The organism is Aliinostoc maniaoense, from assembly GCF_058172895.1.
The window spans coordinates 2,758,234-2,772,870 of record NZ_CP187952.1 but is presented as its reverse complement, the minus strand read 5'-3'; the positions used below and the strand labels follow the sequence as shown (position 1 = coordinate 2,772,870).

Genomic DNA, 14,637 nt, shown 5'->3' with positions numbered 1-14,637 from the left:
TCAAATTAAATATGCCTTTTCCTAGATCCAGTGGCATTTTGCTGCATCCTACCTGTTTCCCTAGTCGTTTTGGGATGGGAGACTTGGGCTTAGAAGCCTATAAGTTTATTGATTTTTTGCGAGACAGTTACCAGCAATACTGGCAAGTTTTACCTTTAGGGCCTACTGGGTATGGTAATTCTCCTTATGCTTCTTATTCAGCAATGGCGGGTAATCATTTACTGATTAGCCCAGAACAATTACAGGAGCAGGGTTTGTTAGCTGAGGAGGACTTTGCTAATCTACCAGAATTTGATGCTAATCAAATAGATTATGACCGAGTTATCCCGATTAAAATCAATTTATTAAAAACAGCCTGCCAAAATTTCCAAGCCAAAGCCACACCTTTACAACAAAAGGAATTTGCAGGTTTTTGTGAGAGTAAGGCTTATTGGTTAGATGATTATGCTTTATTTATGGCACTCAAGGATGCCCATAACGGTACAAGTTGGCATACTTGGAAACCAGAACTAGTCAAGCGTGAACCAGCGGCCATAGCAATGGCGAAACAACAGCTACAGGCTCAGATTTTTTACTACAAGTTTGTCCAGTTTGAATTTTTCCGCCAGTGGTCAGAACTGAAAACTTACGCTAATATGAGCGGCATCCAAATTATTGGCGATATTCCTATCTATGTAGCTCAAGATAGTGCTGATGTGTGGGCGCATCCCGACATTTTTTGTTTGGATGAGGAAACTATGCAGCCTGCACTCATGGCGGGAGTGCCACCAGATTATTTTAGTGCGACTGGTCAATTATGGGGCAACCCGGTTTATAACTGGGAGGAGTTGGAAAAGCAAAACTTTAAATGGTGGTTGGGTCGCTTTGAGGCGATGCTGGATTATATAGATGTGATTCGTATTGACCACTTTCGCGGTTTTGAAGCGTTTTGGGCTGTACCACAAGGGGAAGAAACAGCTATCAATGGCGAGTGGATGAAAGCACCCGGAGAAGAATTGTTTGATACGATTAAACAAAGCTTGGGTAAGCTACCTGTGTTAGCAGAAGACTTGGGGATCATTACGCCAGAGGTGGAGGCGTTGCGAGATAGGTATGAGTTTCCGGGGATGAAGGTGTTACATTTTGCCTTTGGTTCTGATCCCGGCAATCCCTTTTTACCTTTTAATTATGGCCGTAATTTCGTTGTTTACACTGGCACTCATGACAATGACACGACTGTAGGCTGGTTTAATGCAGCCAATGACTACGAAAAACAAAACTTGTTGCTTTATTTAGGTTGTGTCAGCCCGGAAGGGATTCAATGGGATTTAATTAGACTGGCGTTAAGTTCGATCGCCAATCAAGCAATTATTCCTTTACAGGATATTTTGGGTTTGGGAACTGAAGCGCGAATGAATTTTCCCAGTATTGCTGAGGGTAATTGGCAGTGGCGTTATCAATCGGGAGTTTTAAGCACAGAATTAGGCGATCGCCTCAAAAATCTCACTAAACTCTACGGACGCGCCCCCCAAGGGAAATAAGCGTATAAAGAGGAAGTCGGGGACTTCCTCTAGGTTGTCATGATTCCGGTTTAACAGCAGCAATTTTAACTTCTTCCTCCTTGCCAAATTCCCCCATTTGCTTGGCTGCTTGCTGATTTACACTCATCAGCACACCACCAGCATTATTAGTTCTGACTGTCAACTGTTCTTGAGCTTTCCAAACGCGATGCGCGCCTTCTGGTAAAACTCCTTCAAACTCAGTTTTCCCATCAGCTACTACCCGAATCCAAGAAGATGCTTGTAAAGTTACGCCAATCTCAACTGATTGGGTATCTTTATTCAGCACAACCCGATTATTGACAGGTAGAGTTGTTGATTTTTGGGATTGAGTCGATTGGTTTTTAACCAAAGTTTCTGAATTGTTTTGTTCAGGATCACTATTATTAGCTCTTAATGCAGCATGATTCAATACATGAGATAAACTGCTGACAGAACAGATAATCAAGAATATATACAGCAAATAAAGATGTACGGGACGTAATAAACCCATTGTTCTTGATGGGTTCACGGTACTAGGGGAAGTCTGGACAGTCTCAAAACTCACAGGAAATTGACTGGCAAATTCTACACCTTTGAAACCGACTGCATCCGCAAATTGTCTAATTAAGCCTTGAATATAAATTGGTTCTGGTAAATCATTTAAGTTCCCTTCTTCAATGGCCTGTAGCAGTCGCCGAGGGATTCTAGTTAATGCCACCATTTCGTCTAAAGATAGACCTTTTTCTTGACGAGAAGCCCACAACTGCGCGCCGATTTCTGTGAGTTTTTCGGCTCTTTGTTCTTCTATAGAAAGTTGTGGTTGTTCATGATTTTTTCGCTTTAGCCATTTCATGTTTTTGTAATCTCCTTACCTCAGCTGAATCTTTAATAGGTATGTGTTGTGTCTGATTTTGTAAGCAACGAATTTCTTCATTTTGGAGAACACGATATTGACCCTCTTTTAATGGGGGTGTGTTTGATGTTTGTAAGCGAATCGAACCTATAGCAATTCGATGTAACTGAACTACGGGATATCCCAATTGTTCGGCTACACGGCGAATTTGGCGGTTTCTACCCTCCTTGAGAACAATTTCTAAACGACTATTGTCAGCAAATCTTTCTACCAAACTTACCTCGGCTGGACGGGTAATTTTCCCATCTAACAGCACACCCCTGCGCCACTTGTCTAGCACTGCTTTTGAGGGATGACCTTTAACTAAAACTTGATAGGTCTTAGGAATACTATGACGCGGATGAGTCAGTCTATATGTCAATTCTCCATCATTAGTGAGTATTAATGCACCTGAAGAATAGGCATCTAAACGACCAACAGGATGAATACCCGTACCTTTACGTAATTGTTGAGGTAATAAGTCCAGAACTGTTTTTCTACCTTGGGGATCGTGGCAGGTGGAAACTACTCCTAGAGGTTTGTTGAGTAAGACATACACTAGGGGTGGACGATTTTGCGCCACTATTGGCTGATCGTCAACTGTAATCCTATCTTTTTCCGGGTCAACTTTTTGTCCTATTTGTGCCAATACACCATTAATCCGCACACGCGATCGCCGAATCATTTCCTCAGCTTCTCGCCGTGAGGCTACACCTAATTCAGATAGAACTTTTTGCAACCTGACTTCCATGTAGAAATTACGGATACTAATCTAATGGTTTAGATAATAATCATCATATTGGCATTTTGTGTGAGGTAGCCATAAATGCTAAAGTTAATGCTTGTTTCAGTTGAGTTGAGACTAAGCAAATACCCATTTATTTAGAGTGGTTAAATGCCAGAACCAAATCCCCAAAACAGACCTTTCCGCAAAATCCGCATTGTTACTAACGTCCTCAAGACAGCATTAAAGCTCTGGTTAAGGGCGCAAGTCAGCCAAGTCTCTCAGCTAGAAGTGGAGATGAAAGCAAGCGATCGCCAATTGCTTTCCGGTTGTATTCCTGGGGTTTCCATATTAGCCAATCATGCTGTATATCAAGGTCTCCATATTACCCACATTAAACTAGCAGCAGAGAATATTCAAATCAATATAGGTCAAATACTAAAAGGTCAGCCTTTGCAACTGTTACACGTAGTTCCAGTAGTAGGCGAATTGACCATAGAGGAGAAGGATTTAAATGCTTCCCTCTCATCTCAACTGTTATCAACTGCTTTAAATGATTTACTGGTTAAACTTTTACCAGAATATTGTCCCAAATCCAAGCCTATTTTTTGGCAAAACATTATCTTAGACAATCAAAAAATCACACTGATGGCTATCCTACCATCTACTAGTGAACCTATACCCCTAGAAATTAGTTTCTCCTTAAAATTGCTGAGTGGGCAAGAGTTGCAAATTTCAGAACTGCAAGTCAAACCAAATGCGATCGCCAACTTACAAAGTAGCGAAAGTTACAATTTTCATCTTGGCTCAGATGTTGACCTCCAAGAACTTACCGTGATCCCCGGTAAATTAGTTTGTCAGGGACAGCTGAATGTCAACCCGTGATTGGGCTAATCAATTCAAAATTCAAAATTCAAAATTCAAAATTAAAGAATTTTGGGCATGGGGCATGGGGCATTGGGAAGCCGAGAAAAAATTTTCACGCCATCTTAATTACGTAGCTTGCTTTACTGCGTCACGCTTTGCGAACTCGCTTTGTGAGTATTACGAATTACGTTAGCGTAGCGGGGGGGAGCATCGTTAAGAATTAAGAATTACGTTAGCGAAGCGGGACGTTCGCGTTAGCGTCTCGGAGAGAAGTCCATTACGAATTACGAATTACCCAACAGTGGCAAAATCAGGGTGACAAAATAGTAAACCAAAGGAGCAGTGAAGATATAACTATCGGTGCGGTCTAAAATTCCACCATGTCCGGGGATTAATTGGCCGGAATCTTTGACACCAGCATCACGCTTGAGCATTGATTCGGTGAGATCGCCCAAAAGACTAGCCAGGCCAATTAGTAAGCCTAGGGTGATACCTGTAATTAAAAATTGCGGTAATTGTAAATAATAAGACCCAACCAAAGCAACAACCAAACTAGCACTGATCCCAAAGACAGCACCTTCTACAGTTTTCTTGGGGCTAATATCAGAGAGGCGAGTTTTACCAAAAAATTTACCAATAGTGTACGCGCCAATATCCGCAGCCCAAATACACAAGAAAGTGAGAATCGTGATTGTTAAACCTTGTGGGAGAGAAGCAAAATTCTTCTCGCTAAAAATATCTGTCCATGTTGCAGGCCAATAACCACCTAGAGGTAAATTACTGATGTCTACGCTACCTATTGTACGTAAACGCACCCAGTAACTAGGCAAATATCCTACATAAAAAAGCCCCATAATGGAAGCTGAAACATCAGCGATGGTGGCCATTTTTGGCTGAAACAGTAAGTAAAAACAAATGAATGTACCAGCGATGGGCATGACAGCATCAGCTAAAGTAGCATCAATTGTAGAAATCGCTAGTAAAACTAAACTGAGGAATAGGGTAGTTTTGGCTGCTGGTAAAATGCCTCTGGTTCGGACTAAATCAAAATATTCCTGTTGTCCTAAAAAAACCACAACACCAAGCATGATAGTAAAATACCACCCCCCCAACAGGACAGCACCTAAAGCAAGAGCGATCGCAACAATTCCACTAATAATCCGAGACCAAGGCATAGAAGTATTTAATATTGGATGGGGGGACTGGGGCTAATCAATTCAAAATTCAAAATTCAAAATTCAAAATTAAAGAATTTTGGGCATGGGGCATTGGACATTGGAGACTGGGGACTGGGGACTGGGGTAACTAAAGTATTAGATCAATATACTGAATTTTCTCGCCTCTAATCCCTAATCCCTAATCCCCGATCCCCAATCTCTAGTCTAGTTTCTCACCACTGAGGATAAAAATGGGATCAACTGCGGCAAAGGTTTGAGAAAAACCCCGTGTCTCCAAACGGTTAACCGCAGACTGTACAACTTCGATGTTCCTCGCCTGCAACTGGGAAAAACTCTGAGAAACTGCATACAAACTTTCGAGGTTAGCAGCTGTGGCTACTACTCTTCCTGTTGATGGTAAATAACGCCACACTGCTTGCAAAATATCTTGGATTGGTCGCCCCCCCTCAATACAAATACGATGGGGAGTAACTTTTAATTCATTTAAACATTCTGGTGCGCTACCTTCAATCACTTCTACATTTTTTACCCCAAAGCGATCGCAATTACGCTTAATTAAGTTAGCCACTTCTTCATCCCGTTCGACGGCGATAATCTGTCCTTTTGGGCATAATAGCCCCACTTCTACAGGAATTGTTCCTGTACCCGCGCCAATGTCCCACAATACAGAATCAGGTTCTAACCGCAGCTGGGAAATTAACAACAACCTAATTTCTCGCTGACTAAAGGGGATGCCTGGCAAATGCTCGAACATTTCATCAGGAATGCCAGGAGTAACATAAGGCCAAAGTTGGGAGGGCATAGGAATACGCAATTATACTAGTAGAAGGGCTAATCAATTTAAAATCCCAAATCCAAAATTAAATAATTGCTTACTCAGCACTCATTATGATTGGGGAAATATTCAACGCTCGTTACCAGATTGAACAACAGTTAGGCAAAAAAGCAGGGCGGCGGACGCTACTTGCTAAAGATGTGATGACTGGTGAGTTGGTAGTTGTCAAATTACTAGCTTTTAGTAGTGATTTTGAATGGGATGATCTTAAACTGTTTGAGCGTGAGGCAGAAACTCTCAAATCTTTGTCACATCCTTTGATTCCAAGATATGTGGATTATTTTGAAGTTAATACGCCAAACATTAAAGGTTTTGCCCTAGTACAGAGTTATATCCCAGCCCAGACTTTAGAGCAATACTTACAATCTGGCAGAACTTTTACGGAAAGGGAACTTAAACAAGTAGCTAAAGCACTATTAGAAATACTTATATATTTACATGAACTATATCCCCCTGTGATCCACCGTGATATTAAGCCTAGCAATATTTTATTGGGGGAGCGTTCTGGTAATAGCGTTGGTCAAGTTTATCTGGTAGATTTCGGCTCAGTCCAGACTGTTTTGGCGACAGAAGGGGGAACAAGAACTGTAGTCGGAACTTATGGCTATATGCCACCAGAACAATTTGGAGGTCGTACTGTCACTTCCTCCGACCTGTATAGTTTAGGTGCGACTTTAATTTACTTAGTCACGGGTACTCATCCGGCTGATTTACCCCAAAAAGATTTTCGGATTCAGTTTGAGTCTGTAGTAGGTTTGAGTTCAGGTTTCACGCGCTGGCTGAAGGTGATGGTTGAACCTCAATTAGAAGGGCGGTTTAATTCTGCTAGGGCTGCCCTTGAAGCCTTAGAGGAGTCACAAGCAGCACCGAATACTAGTAGTAGCAGTTTAGTAATTACTCAACCTGTTGGCAGCAGAATTAAGCTGACAAAGAATTGGCAGAAGCTAGAAATTTTCATTCCTCCCCTGGGGTTTCAGCCGTCGATGATATTTACAGGATTATTTGCGATCGCCTGGAATGCTTTTATTCTATTTTGGACTATTGGCGCACTCTCAGCACCTTTTCCGATGAATCTGCCCTTTGCGCTATTCTCACTACCTTTTTGGGGTACGGGCAGTTTTATGGTTTACACTTTGTTACTTAATTTATTTGGACATATCCACCTACATCTAGATAACCAAAAAATTAGCTTTTATCAAGAACTATTTGGATTTAAATTGTATCGTCCCCGTCCCGCCCCTAGAAGCAGCATCACCAAACTAGTTTATACCAAAAAACATTGGACTAAAGATGCTGAAGGTAGTCGTACTGAAGTACCAGCACAATTAGAAATTTGGGCAGGTGTACAAAAATATCAACTTGGTAATAGCAGTGCCATTCAATCGGAAGCAGAACTAGAATGGTTAGCCCATGAATTAAGCGATTGGCTTGGTATTCCTATTAATAGAGAATAAAAAAACCACTGCTTCATTATCGATTTTTTAACCTTTACCATAGGTTTAAGGTTTATTATTTACCCAAAAGCCCAGAATCATTAGAGGAATTTGATATGTTTGGACTAGGATGGCCGGAAGTAGCGATCATCGCCGTCGTCGCTATAGTAATTTTCGGCCCGAAAAAAATTCCCGAACTGGGAAACGCACTAGGTAAAACCCTACGAGGTTTTAAGGAGGAGTTAAACAATCCTAGCGAGGATACCAACCCGGAACACGAAGAAAAATAAAATTTTTAAACTGTCAACTCAGCAACAGTCAATAGTAGAGATGCAATTTTGCCCATCTCTACTATCAACTACAGCAAAGTATTAATCACAGAATTAGATGCTATGCCATTTTGGTTATCGACAACGGGGGAGTGAATATTTTGCGGCTGAATATCTTCTGCTACTACACCACGTAGCTTAATCAGTTTAATGGCGCGGGTGACACTCTCTGGCAGAATTACCACCAAACCTTTGTCGGGGGCCATGTCTAAGCCACGATTAATTGCTTGGGTTTCATCCAAAATTGATTCATAACGGGCATCAGGTTTAACTTGGGTGATGCCTTTGGTAATCAACTCGGAGGCTGATCCCCTTGGTCTACCCCTGGTATCATCGTCTTCTTTGACAATGATGTAGTCAAAAATTTCGGCGGCTAGTTTACCTAGTGTGACAAAATCTTCGTCACGGCGATCGCCAGGGCCACCAACTACGCCAATCCGTTGTCCGGTTGTCCAGTTGCGGACGAAAGCTCCCAAGGCTTCATAACTGGCGGGGTTATGAGCATAGTCTACTAAGGCGTGGTAGTTGCCCAAGTTAAACAGGTTCATCCGTCCAGGTGTTTGACTCACCGAAGCCCGGAAAGTTTTCAAGCCTGCGCGAATTTGCTCTATGGTAACGTTCTGGACAAAGGCTGCCAAACTCGCAGCTAAGGCATTGGCAATCATGAACGGCGCACGGCCACCCATTGTTAGGGGAATATTTTCTGCCCTTTCAATGCGATGTGTCCAATCACCTTTAACAATTGACAGATAGCCATTTTCATAAACTGCGGCGACTCCTCCCTTTTGGATGTGCTGCTGCACGAGTTCCGAACTGGGATTCATCGTAAAGTAAGCAATGTTGGCTTTGGTTTTTTCTGCCATTGCGGCAACACGGCGATCGTCGGCGTTGAGTACTACATAACCATCAGGAAATACCGCTTCTGCGACGACGCTCTTGAGGTTAGCTAACTGCTCAATGGTGTCAATGTCACCAATACCCAAGTGATCTGCTGCCACATTTAATACTACCCCCACGTTAGCAGATTCAAACCCTAAACCAGAACGTAAAATTCCTCCACGGGCTGTTTCTAATACTGCGACTTCTACTGTGGGGTCTTGCAGAATGAGGTGCGCGCTTTGTGGCCCTGTATTGTCGCCAGATTCTACTAAGTAATCTCCGATGTAAGTACCATCGGTGGTAGTATAACCTACTACTTTTCCTGTTTGTTTATAGATATGAGCTAAAAGACGGGTAGTTGTGGTTTTACCGTTAGTGCCTGTGACGCTGAGGATAGGAATACGGCTAGATTGTTCATGAGGGAACAACATATCCATGACTGCGCCAGCCACATTTCTGGGAATGCCTTGGCTGGGGGCTACGTGCATTCTAAAACCAGGGGCAGCGTTCACTTCCACAATTACGCCATCTAATTCTCGCAAGGGACGGCTAATGTCAGTTGTGACGATATCTAGTCCGGCAATATCTAAACCAATGATCTTTACTACCCTTTGGGCTAACCAAACATTTTCCGGGTGAATTTCGTCTGTACGGTCTACAGCTATACCACCTGTACTTAAGTTAGCAGTTGCCCTTAAATAACAAATTGTGCCTTTCGGTGGCACACTGTTGAGGGTGTAACCTTGTCTTTCTAGTAATTGGTAACTAGTGCGGTCTAGTTCAATTTTCGTGAGGATGTTGTCATGTCCCTCACCACGATTGGGGTCTTGGTTGGTTTCTTCAATGAGTTCTGCAATGGTGGATCTGCCATTACCAACCACATGGGCTGGTACACGTTCGGCAACTGCCACTACCTTACCATCTACGACTAATACCCGATGGTCACGCCCAACGTAATACTTTTCCACAATAATGGAACGGGAGACTTGTCTGGCGGATTCGTAGGCTGCGTCGGCTTCTTCCCAATTTCTAATATCAATAGTGATGCCACGGCCATGATTGCCATCTAAGGGCTTAATCACAATGGGATAACCACCGACGTATTCAATGGCTTCTTCCAGGTCATCCAAGAAATTAATCACTGTACCTCTAGGTACTGGCACACCCGATGCGGCTAAGATGCGTTTGGTAGCTTCTTTGTCGCAGGCTAATTCTACGCCTAAAATGCCAGTCTTTTGGGTCATGGTGGCTTGCATCCGCTTTTGATTCACGCCGTAGCCGAGTTGAATCAAAAAGCGTGCGCTCAGTTGCATCCAGGGGATGCCACGTTTGTCGGCTTCTTTGACGATGGCTTCGGTGGAAGGGCCGAGGGAAGCATCACGCCATAGGTCTTTGAGGTCTTGGATATCTTGCTCTAGTTCTGCCTTGGGGTATCGCCCCCGATCTACAATACTTTGGCACAACCTGACGGCGGCTCTGCCAGCATAACGCCCGGCTTCCTCGTTTAAATACTCAATTACTACCTGGTAGATTCCAGGTGTAGCAGTTTCACGGGTGCGGCCAAAGCCAACGTGCATTCCTGCTAGTTCTTGGAGTTCTAGGGCTACGTGTTCGACAATGTGACCCATCATCGTGCCTTCTCGCACTCTCATTAGAAAGCCACCACGACAGCCAGGTGAGCAGTAGTGACCTTCCAGACTCGGCAGTGCCTCTACCAATCCTTCGTAAAAACCGGGTATTTCATTTGAGGGTGTCTCGGCAAGGTTCTCTAAGTCGAGGCGCATGACGATCAGCTTGTGGCGTCGAATGCTCCAGTAGTTTGGGCCGCGTAAGGTCTGGATCTTGAGGATTCTCATGGGAATAGGTAGATGGAGATTCGGAACCAAAATTCTAGTTTCTAACTGGAATTGACCGCTAAACTGTTCTTTACAAACAGTTTTTTCTTCTTACATAGTATTTCAATGATTTTTCTACAGCCAAGAATAGCAGGCGATCAATTCAGTCTAACCTCAGGTACTCTATTCCGTCAGCTGGAGATGCGGTGTACCGCAGGCAATACAGTCCTTTGGTACAGGTGAAAGCGATCGCCATAGCTGAGGATATGCAGACGTAAGTTATGCACGGTTAAGGGTTCATTTGCACCCACATGGGGTTCGTTGGTGTGGGTGAGTTCGGTGGGATCGACAATGGTGACACTGCCTTTACCCATTACCTGTAGCCAACCGTCACGTTCAAATACAGCACAAGTATCTTCATCGATGCCAATTCCTAGTCTATCGGGATGAGCGGCGACTGCACTAATTAAACGACCCATCCGATTGCGATTGTGGAAATGTTGGTCAACAATGACTTCGGGAATTAATCCCAAACCCGTTGCCATATCGACTAGGGAACGATTTGGCGTTTCACCACTACCCCCACCAGCAATCATGTGATGACCCATCACTGCTGCTCCTGCACTTGTGCCTGCTAGAGTTAGTTGTCCACCTCTTACCCGCTTGCGGATAATTTCCATTGCTGATGTATCGGATAATACACCACACAGGCGCAGTTGGTCGCCTCCTGTCAAAAATACTCCGCTACAGGCTTCTAGGGCTTCTTTGACATAGGAAGATTCGCACTGTTCCCGTTCACGAATGTCTAAAATCTCGACCTTTTCAGCACCCATTTCTTCAAAAATTCGGATATACCGACCACCGATAATCGCGGGTTCGCGGGAAGCGGATGGAATAATTGTAATATAGGCCTTACTTGCACCAGAACGTCCAAAAAAAGTTCTCAGGATTTCTCGTCCATGAACTTTATCTTCTGCGCCTCCGATTACCAGAACGGCGGTTTTTGTTGCTTGGGGTGTCCTCATTTCCAGCGATTTAGCTTTTAATTCCGGCATTGTGTTTCTCCTGTCAACAACTTCAGGTGAATGTAACAAGGTTTGAGAGCCTGATCGTTTCTGCACTTTGCTTGAGTGAGGACACTAGATTCGACTCACCGTAAGCCTCATGATTGTGGTGTTGGGTGTTCCTCAAAGCCAGCACCTTGTTTTCCACCTGTCCACTTTTTCCAGACTGGCTCAATTTTGCTTAAGGGCTGTGTTCCCCTCTGGCGTTGGGGATTAGGTTTCCCCTCTGGGTTTGGACTGAGCAGGTCTTTACACACATTTTCTGAGGCTGGACTGATGCATCCTGGAAGTTGTTAACCTGGTTGAGATTATTTATTTAAACTAGTTGTGACAATATTTAAACATAAATTAAGTAACTAGATAAATTTTTGAGTCTAGCAAAAATCAAGAGTTCTAAGACTTTCAGATACTATTGATAAAGCCTATATGTAGTTTTACCCTACAATTTGCTGCTTGTGTTTGATAGACATTCATTATTTAGATTAGTGTTCTTGAATACGAATTACTGTGCGTTTTGATATAGTTACACTTTTTCCTGACTGTTTTACCTCAGTTCTCAATTCTGGGCTGTTGGGTAAAGCCTTGGCTAAACAAATTGCCCAAGTAAACCTAGCTAATCCTAGAGACTTTACTACCGACAAGCACCGCAAGGTAGATGACGAACCCTATGGTGGTGGTGTAGGGATGCTCATGAAACCAGAACCGATCTTCCGGGCTGTAGAATCTCTACCAGTTCTACCACGCCGAGAAGTGATTTTAATGAGTCCCCAAGGACAAACGATCAATCAACCCCTATTACGAGAATTGGCCAGCAATTACGACCAATTAGTCGTGATTTGCGGGCATTACGAAGGGGTGGATGAGCGGGTACTGCATCTTGTCACCCGTGAAGTCTCTTTGGGGGATTTTATCCTCACAGGGGGGGAAATCCCAGCGATGGCGTTGATTAATGGTGTGGTGCGTCTCCTGCCGGGAACTGTGGCCAAAACCGAATCATTAACCGCCGAGAGTTTTGAAGAAGGATTACTTGATTATCCTCAATACACCCGTCCCGCCGACTTTCGGGGTTGGAAAGTCCCTGATGTCTTATTATCAGGGAATCATGCTGCCATTGCTAAATGGCGTTATGAACAACAAATTGAAAGAACCCGCGATCGCCGTCCTGATTTGCTCTGGAAATGGCAACAGGGGAAGCAGGGGGCAGGGAGTGGGGAGTAGGGAGCAGGGGAGTAGGGAGCAGGGGGCAGGGAGCAGGGGGAGACAAGGGAGACAAGGGAGACAAGGGAGAGAATCATTCTTGAATTTTGCATTTTTTTGCCCAATGCCCAATGCCCAATGCCCAATGCCCGATGACTAATGACTAATAACTAAAACTTATGAATATCCGAATTGGTAACGGCTACGATATCCATCGATTGGTGAGCGATCGCGCTTTAATTTTGGGAGGTGTACAGATTCCCCATGAACTCGGTTTATTGGGACATAGTGATGCGGATGTACTAACTCACGCGATTATGGACGCTATGTTAGGGGCATTATCTTTAGGGGATATTGGCCATTATTTCCCCCCCACTGATCCCCAGTGGGCAGGGGCAGATAGTTTAGTTTTGTTAAGCCAAGTAGATCAATTAATTCGAGATCAAGGTTGGCAGATTGGCAATATTGACTCAGTAATTGTTGCAGAACGCCCCAAGTTGAAGCCCCATATTAAAACAATGCGTGACAAAATAGCAGATGTTTTAAAATTACAGCCGAATCAAGTGGGTATTAAAGCTACCACCAACGAAAAATTAGGGCCAGAGGGTCGAGAAGAAGGAATTTCAGCTTATGCTGTAGTCCTGCTCTTAGGGACGAATTAACTTATCTTTAAGTGGATGATGTGGCATCACTAGTATATGAGGACATGAAAAGTTCAATTTCCTAAACTCATTACCTTGTTAGGAGAATTAAGACAATGGAAATCGCTAAATTTAAAAGTCCAAATTATATTGCTGATATTGTTGTTCTTGATCAGAATGAAAAAATTGTTCTATTGGTTGAAGTAAAAGCGCAAAATCTCCAAGATAAGACGGAACAACAAACATCCCTAATTCCGATAAAACTCTATCTACAAGATGGAAATGAAAACAAGCCTTTTGTGATGTTAGTAGATTTGGAAAATATTATTATTTTTGAATCTGAACAAAATGATTTTTCAGAGCCTATTATTTGCCTAAAAACTGATAATATCTTGAATAAGTATGATGAAAATTTCAGGGAATTGAAGAAGAATAATCGCATATCAGGATTTTATTTAGAAACACTTGTTGAATCATGGTTAAGAGACTTAGCATATCACTGGCAATCACCAAAACCTCCAGAATCAGACAACCTAAAAAACATTGGTTTTTTACAACGTATAGAAGGGGGAACTACTAATTCTCAGGTAAATCTTCATGGTCATACTTTACGTTGAAACTAACTTTCTGATGGGTATTGCTCAGGGACAAGATTTAGAGGCCAATGAATTGCTTAATAATCCTCCTATATCATTACGTATACTAATACCGAATATTTGTTTTATAGAAGCTATTACCACCTTTGAAAAGGAAAAAAAAGATCGTCAAGAATTTAAACAGGAATTGAATAAGCAGATTAACAAAGCAAAACGCAATATAGCTTCTGTAAATGCTAAAAAACTAATGTTACATTTAGAACAAACATTTATTCTAAATCAAGCCCTTCTCAATGAAATTAATTATCGCCTTTATGACGCTATAGATAAACTCATTGACAAAGGCGAAATCATCAATTTAAGTACCAATTTACTGCAAACTATCACAGAAACAAGTCTCATGGATTCAGAAAATTTACCTATTAAAAATGATGTGATAGATAATCTAATTCTCAAGTGTATCCTTGATCATGCAAATTTGCAGAAACAAGCTGATAAAGTATTCTTGAGTAGCAATAGCAATGACTTTGGTAAACAAGAAGTGCAAGCAGCTTTGCATAGGGCAGGTGTAAGATATTTTACAAAAACCCAAGATTTTCTTGGTTGGCTACAGTCTCAAAACAATTAAATTAAGCATCTAACATCTA

16 protein-coding genes are annotated in these 14,637 nt (G+C 42.7%); 9 read left to right on the top strand and 7 right to left on the bottom strand.

Translation table 11 applies throughout. The features are described from left to right. Positions 1 to 11: 11 nt before the first annotated feature. A complete protein-coding gene (gene malQ / locus ACPZ3T_RS12225) occupies positions 12 to 1,520 on the top strand; it encodes a 4-alpha-glucanotransferase (RefSeq protein ID WP_490276599.1) in 1,509 nt (502 codons plus the stop codon). A 37-nt stretch (positions 1,521 to 1,557) separates the two neighbouring features. On the opposite strand, the gene ACPZ3T_RS12220 is transcribed toward malQ, so the two are convergent. Then, positions 1,558 to 2,373, bottom strand: a complete 816-nt coding sequence (locus ACPZ3T_RS12220; RefSeq protein WP_490276597.1) for a helix-turn-helix domain-containing protein — start codon at positions 2,371 to 2,373, stop codon at positions 1,558 to 1,560. Next, the gene (locus ACPZ3T_RS12215; protein ID WP_490276596.1) at positions 2,345 to 3,163 is read right to left on the bottom strand and encodes a pseudouridine synthase; all 819 of its coding nucleotides are present in this window, start codon (positions 3,161 to 3,163) and stop codon (positions 2,345 to 2,347) included. Before ACPZ3T_RS12215 ends, ACPZ3T_RS12220 begins: the two co-directional genes overlap by 29 nt. A gap of 144 nt (positions 3,164 to 3,307) precedes the next feature. Between ACPZ3T_RS12215 and ACPZ3T_RS12210 the strand changes: the two genes are divergently transcribed. Further along, the gene (locus tag ACPZ3T_RS12210; protein WP_490276594.1) at positions 3,308 to 4,021 is read left to right on the top strand and encodes an LmeA family phospholipid-binding protein; all 714 of its coding nucleotides are present in this window, start codon (positions 3,308 to 3,310) and stop codon (positions 4,019 to 4,021) included. Between the two features lie 266 nt (positions 4,022 to 4,287). Here ACPZ3T_RS12210 and ACPZ3T_RS12205 read toward each other — a convergent pair whose 3' ends face one another. After that, the gene (locus tag ACPZ3T_RS12205; protein ID WP_490276592.1) at positions 4,288 to 5,178 is read right to left on the bottom strand and encodes a phosphatidate cytidylyltransferase; all 891 of its coding nucleotides are present in this window, start codon (positions 5,176 to 5,178) and stop codon (positions 4,288 to 4,290) included. Between the two features lie 202 nt (positions 5,179 to 5,380). Next, complete coding sequence (cbiT, locus tag ACPZ3T_RS12200) at positions 5,381 to 5,983, bottom strand: precorrin-6Y C5,15-methyltransferase subunit CbiT (RefSeq protein WP_490276590.1); 603 nt, start codon at positions 5,981 to 5,983, stop codon at positions 5,381 to 5,383. 86 nt (positions 5,984 to 6,069) lie between these two features. Here cbiT and ACPZ3T_RS12195 point away from each other — a divergent pair, with 86 nt between their 5' ends. Next, positions 6,070 to 7,470, top strand: a complete 1,401-nt coding sequence (locus ACPZ3T_RS12195) for a serine/threonine protein kinase (protein ID WP_490276588.1) — start codon at positions 6,070 to 6,072, stop codon at positions 7,468 to 7,470. A gap of 95 nt (positions 7,471 to 7,565) precedes the next feature. Next, on the top strand, positions 7,566 to 7,739 hold the full coding sequence (gene tatA, locus ACPZ3T_RS12190) for a twin-arginine translocase TatA/TatE family subunit (protein ID WP_490276586.1): 174 nt from the start codon (positions 7,566 to 7,568) through the stop codon (positions 7,737 to 7,739). Positions 7,740 to 7,807: 68 nt separating this feature from the next. Here tatA and cphA read toward each other — a convergent pair whose 3' ends face one another. The 3 genes from cphA to ACPZ3T_RS12175 all read right to left on the bottom strand — a co-directional run bounded on the left by cphA (position 7,808) and on the right by ACPZ3T_RS12175 (position 11,813). Continuing rightward, positions 7,808 to 10,513, bottom strand: coding sequence for a cyanophycin synthetase (gene cphA, locus ACPZ3T_RS12185; protein WP_490277206.1), 2,706 nt, complete (start codon positions 10,511 to 10,513; stop codon positions 7,808 to 7,810). A gap of 170 nt (positions 10,514 to 10,683) precedes the next feature. Next, positions 10,684 to 11,547, bottom strand: coding sequence for a cyanophycinase (locus tag ACPZ3T_RS12180; protein ID WP_490276584.1), 864 nt, complete (start codon positions 11,545 to 11,547; stop codon positions 10,684 to 10,686). A 107-nt stretch (positions 11,548 to 11,654) separates the two neighbouring features. Continuing rightward, entirely contained in the window at positions 11,655 to 11,813 is a 159-nt protein-coding gene (locus ACPZ3T_RS12175; protein ID WP_490276582.1) for a hypothetical protein, read from the bottom strand. Positions 11,814 to 12,063: 250 nt separating this feature from the next. Here ACPZ3T_RS12175 and trmD point away from each other — a divergent pair, with 250 nt between their 5' ends. The 5 genes from trmD to ACPZ3T_RS12150 all read left to right on the top strand — a co-directional run bounded on the left by trmD (position 12,064) and on the right by ACPZ3T_RS12150 (position 14,618). Then, positions 12,064 to 12,774 (top strand): tRNA (guanosine(37)-N1)-methyltransferase TrmD, encoded by a 711-nt coding sequence (gene trmD, locus ACPZ3T_RS12170; protein WP_490276580.1) that lies wholly within the window; start codon positions 12,064 to 12,066, stop codon positions 12,772 to 12,774. Beyond that, positions 12,764 to 12,913, top strand: a complete 150-nt coding sequence (locus tag ACPZ3T_RS12165; protein ID WP_490276578.1) for a hypothetical protein — start codon at positions 12,764 to 12,766, stop codon at positions 12,911 to 12,913. Before trmD ends, ACPZ3T_RS12165 begins: the two co-directional genes overlap by 11 nt. Before the next feature lie 19 nt (positions 12,914 to 12,932). Then, entirely contained in the window at positions 12,933 to 13,415 is a 483-nt protein-coding gene (ispF, locus tag ACPZ3T_RS12160) for a 2-C-methyl-D-erythritol 2,4-cyclodiphosphate synthase (protein ID WP_490276576.1), read from the top strand. A gap of 95 nt (positions 13,416 to 13,510) precedes the next feature. Beyond that, positions 13,511 to 14,011 carry a hypothetical protein gene (locus ACPZ3T_RS12155; RefSeq protein ID WP_490276574.1) on the top strand — a complete coding sequence of 167 codons (501 nt, stop codon included), beginning with the start codon at positions 13,511 to 13,513 and terminating at the stop codon, positions 14,009 to 14,011. Between the two features lie 13 nt (positions 14,012 to 14,024). After that, positions 14,025 to 14,618, top strand: a complete 594-nt coding sequence (locus tag ACPZ3T_RS12150) for a PIN domain-containing protein (protein ID WP_490276572.1) — start codon at positions 14,025 to 14,027, stop codon at positions 14,616 to 14,618. Positions 14,619 to 14,637: the final 19 nt, after the last annotated feature.

What these genes read in the sequence shown, in the direction of transcription:
- malQ (WP_490276599.1), top strand. Translation starts at nt 12, where the DNA reads ATGCCTTTTCCTAGATCCAGTGGCATTTTGCTGCATCCTACCTGTTTC.
- ACPZ3T_RS12215 (WP_490276596.1), bottom strand. Translation starts at nt 3,163, where the DNA reads ATGGAAGTCAGGTTGCAAAAAGTTCTATCTGAATTAGGTGTAGCCTCA.
- cphA (WP_490277206.1), bottom strand. Translation starts at nt 10,513, where the DNA reads ATGAGAATCCTCAAGATCCAGACCTTACGCGGCCCAAACTACTGGAGC.
- ACPZ3T_RS12180 (WP_490276584.1), bottom strand. Translation starts at nt 11,547, where the DNA reads ATGCCGGAATTAAAAGCTAAATCGCTGGAAATGAGGACACCCCAAGCA.
- cbiT (WP_490276590.1), bottom strand. Translation starts at nt 5,983, where the DNA reads ATGCCCTCCCAACTTTGGCCTTATGTTACTCCTGGCATTCCTGATGAA.
- ACPZ3T_RS12210 (WP_490276594.1), top strand. Translation starts at nt 3,308, where the DNA reads ATGCCAGAACCAAATCCCCAAAACAGACCTTTCCGCAAAATCCGCATT.
- ACPZ3T_RS12155 (WP_490276574.1), top strand. Translation starts at nt 13,511, where the DNA reads ATGGAAATCGCTAAATTTAAAAGTCCAAATTATATTGCTGATATTGTT.
- ispF (WP_490276576.1), top strand. Translation starts at nt 12,933, where the DNA reads ATGAATATCCGAATTGGTAACGGCTACGATATCCATCGATTGGTGAGC.
- ACPZ3T_RS12205 (WP_490276592.1), bottom strand. Translation starts at nt 5,178, where the DNA reads ATGCCTTGGTCTCGGATTATTAGTGGAATTGTTGCGATCGCTCTTGCT.
- ACPZ3T_RS12220 (WP_490276597.1), bottom strand. Translation starts at nt 2,373, where the DNA reads ATGAAATGGCTAAAGCGAAAAAATCATGAACAACCACAACTTTCTATA.
- ACPZ3T_RS12150 (WP_490276572.1), top strand. Translation starts at nt 14,025, where the DNA reads ATGGGTATTGCTCAGGGACAAGATTTAGAGGCCAATGAATTGCTTAAT.
- ACPZ3T_RS12195 (WP_490276588.1), top strand. Translation starts at nt 6,070, where the DNA reads ATGATTGGGGAAATATTCAACGCTCGTTACCAGATTGAACAACAGTTA.
- tatA (WP_490276586.1), top strand. Translation starts at nt 7,566, where the DNA reads ATGTTTGGACTAGGATGGCCGGAAGTAGCGATCATCGCCGTCGTCGCT.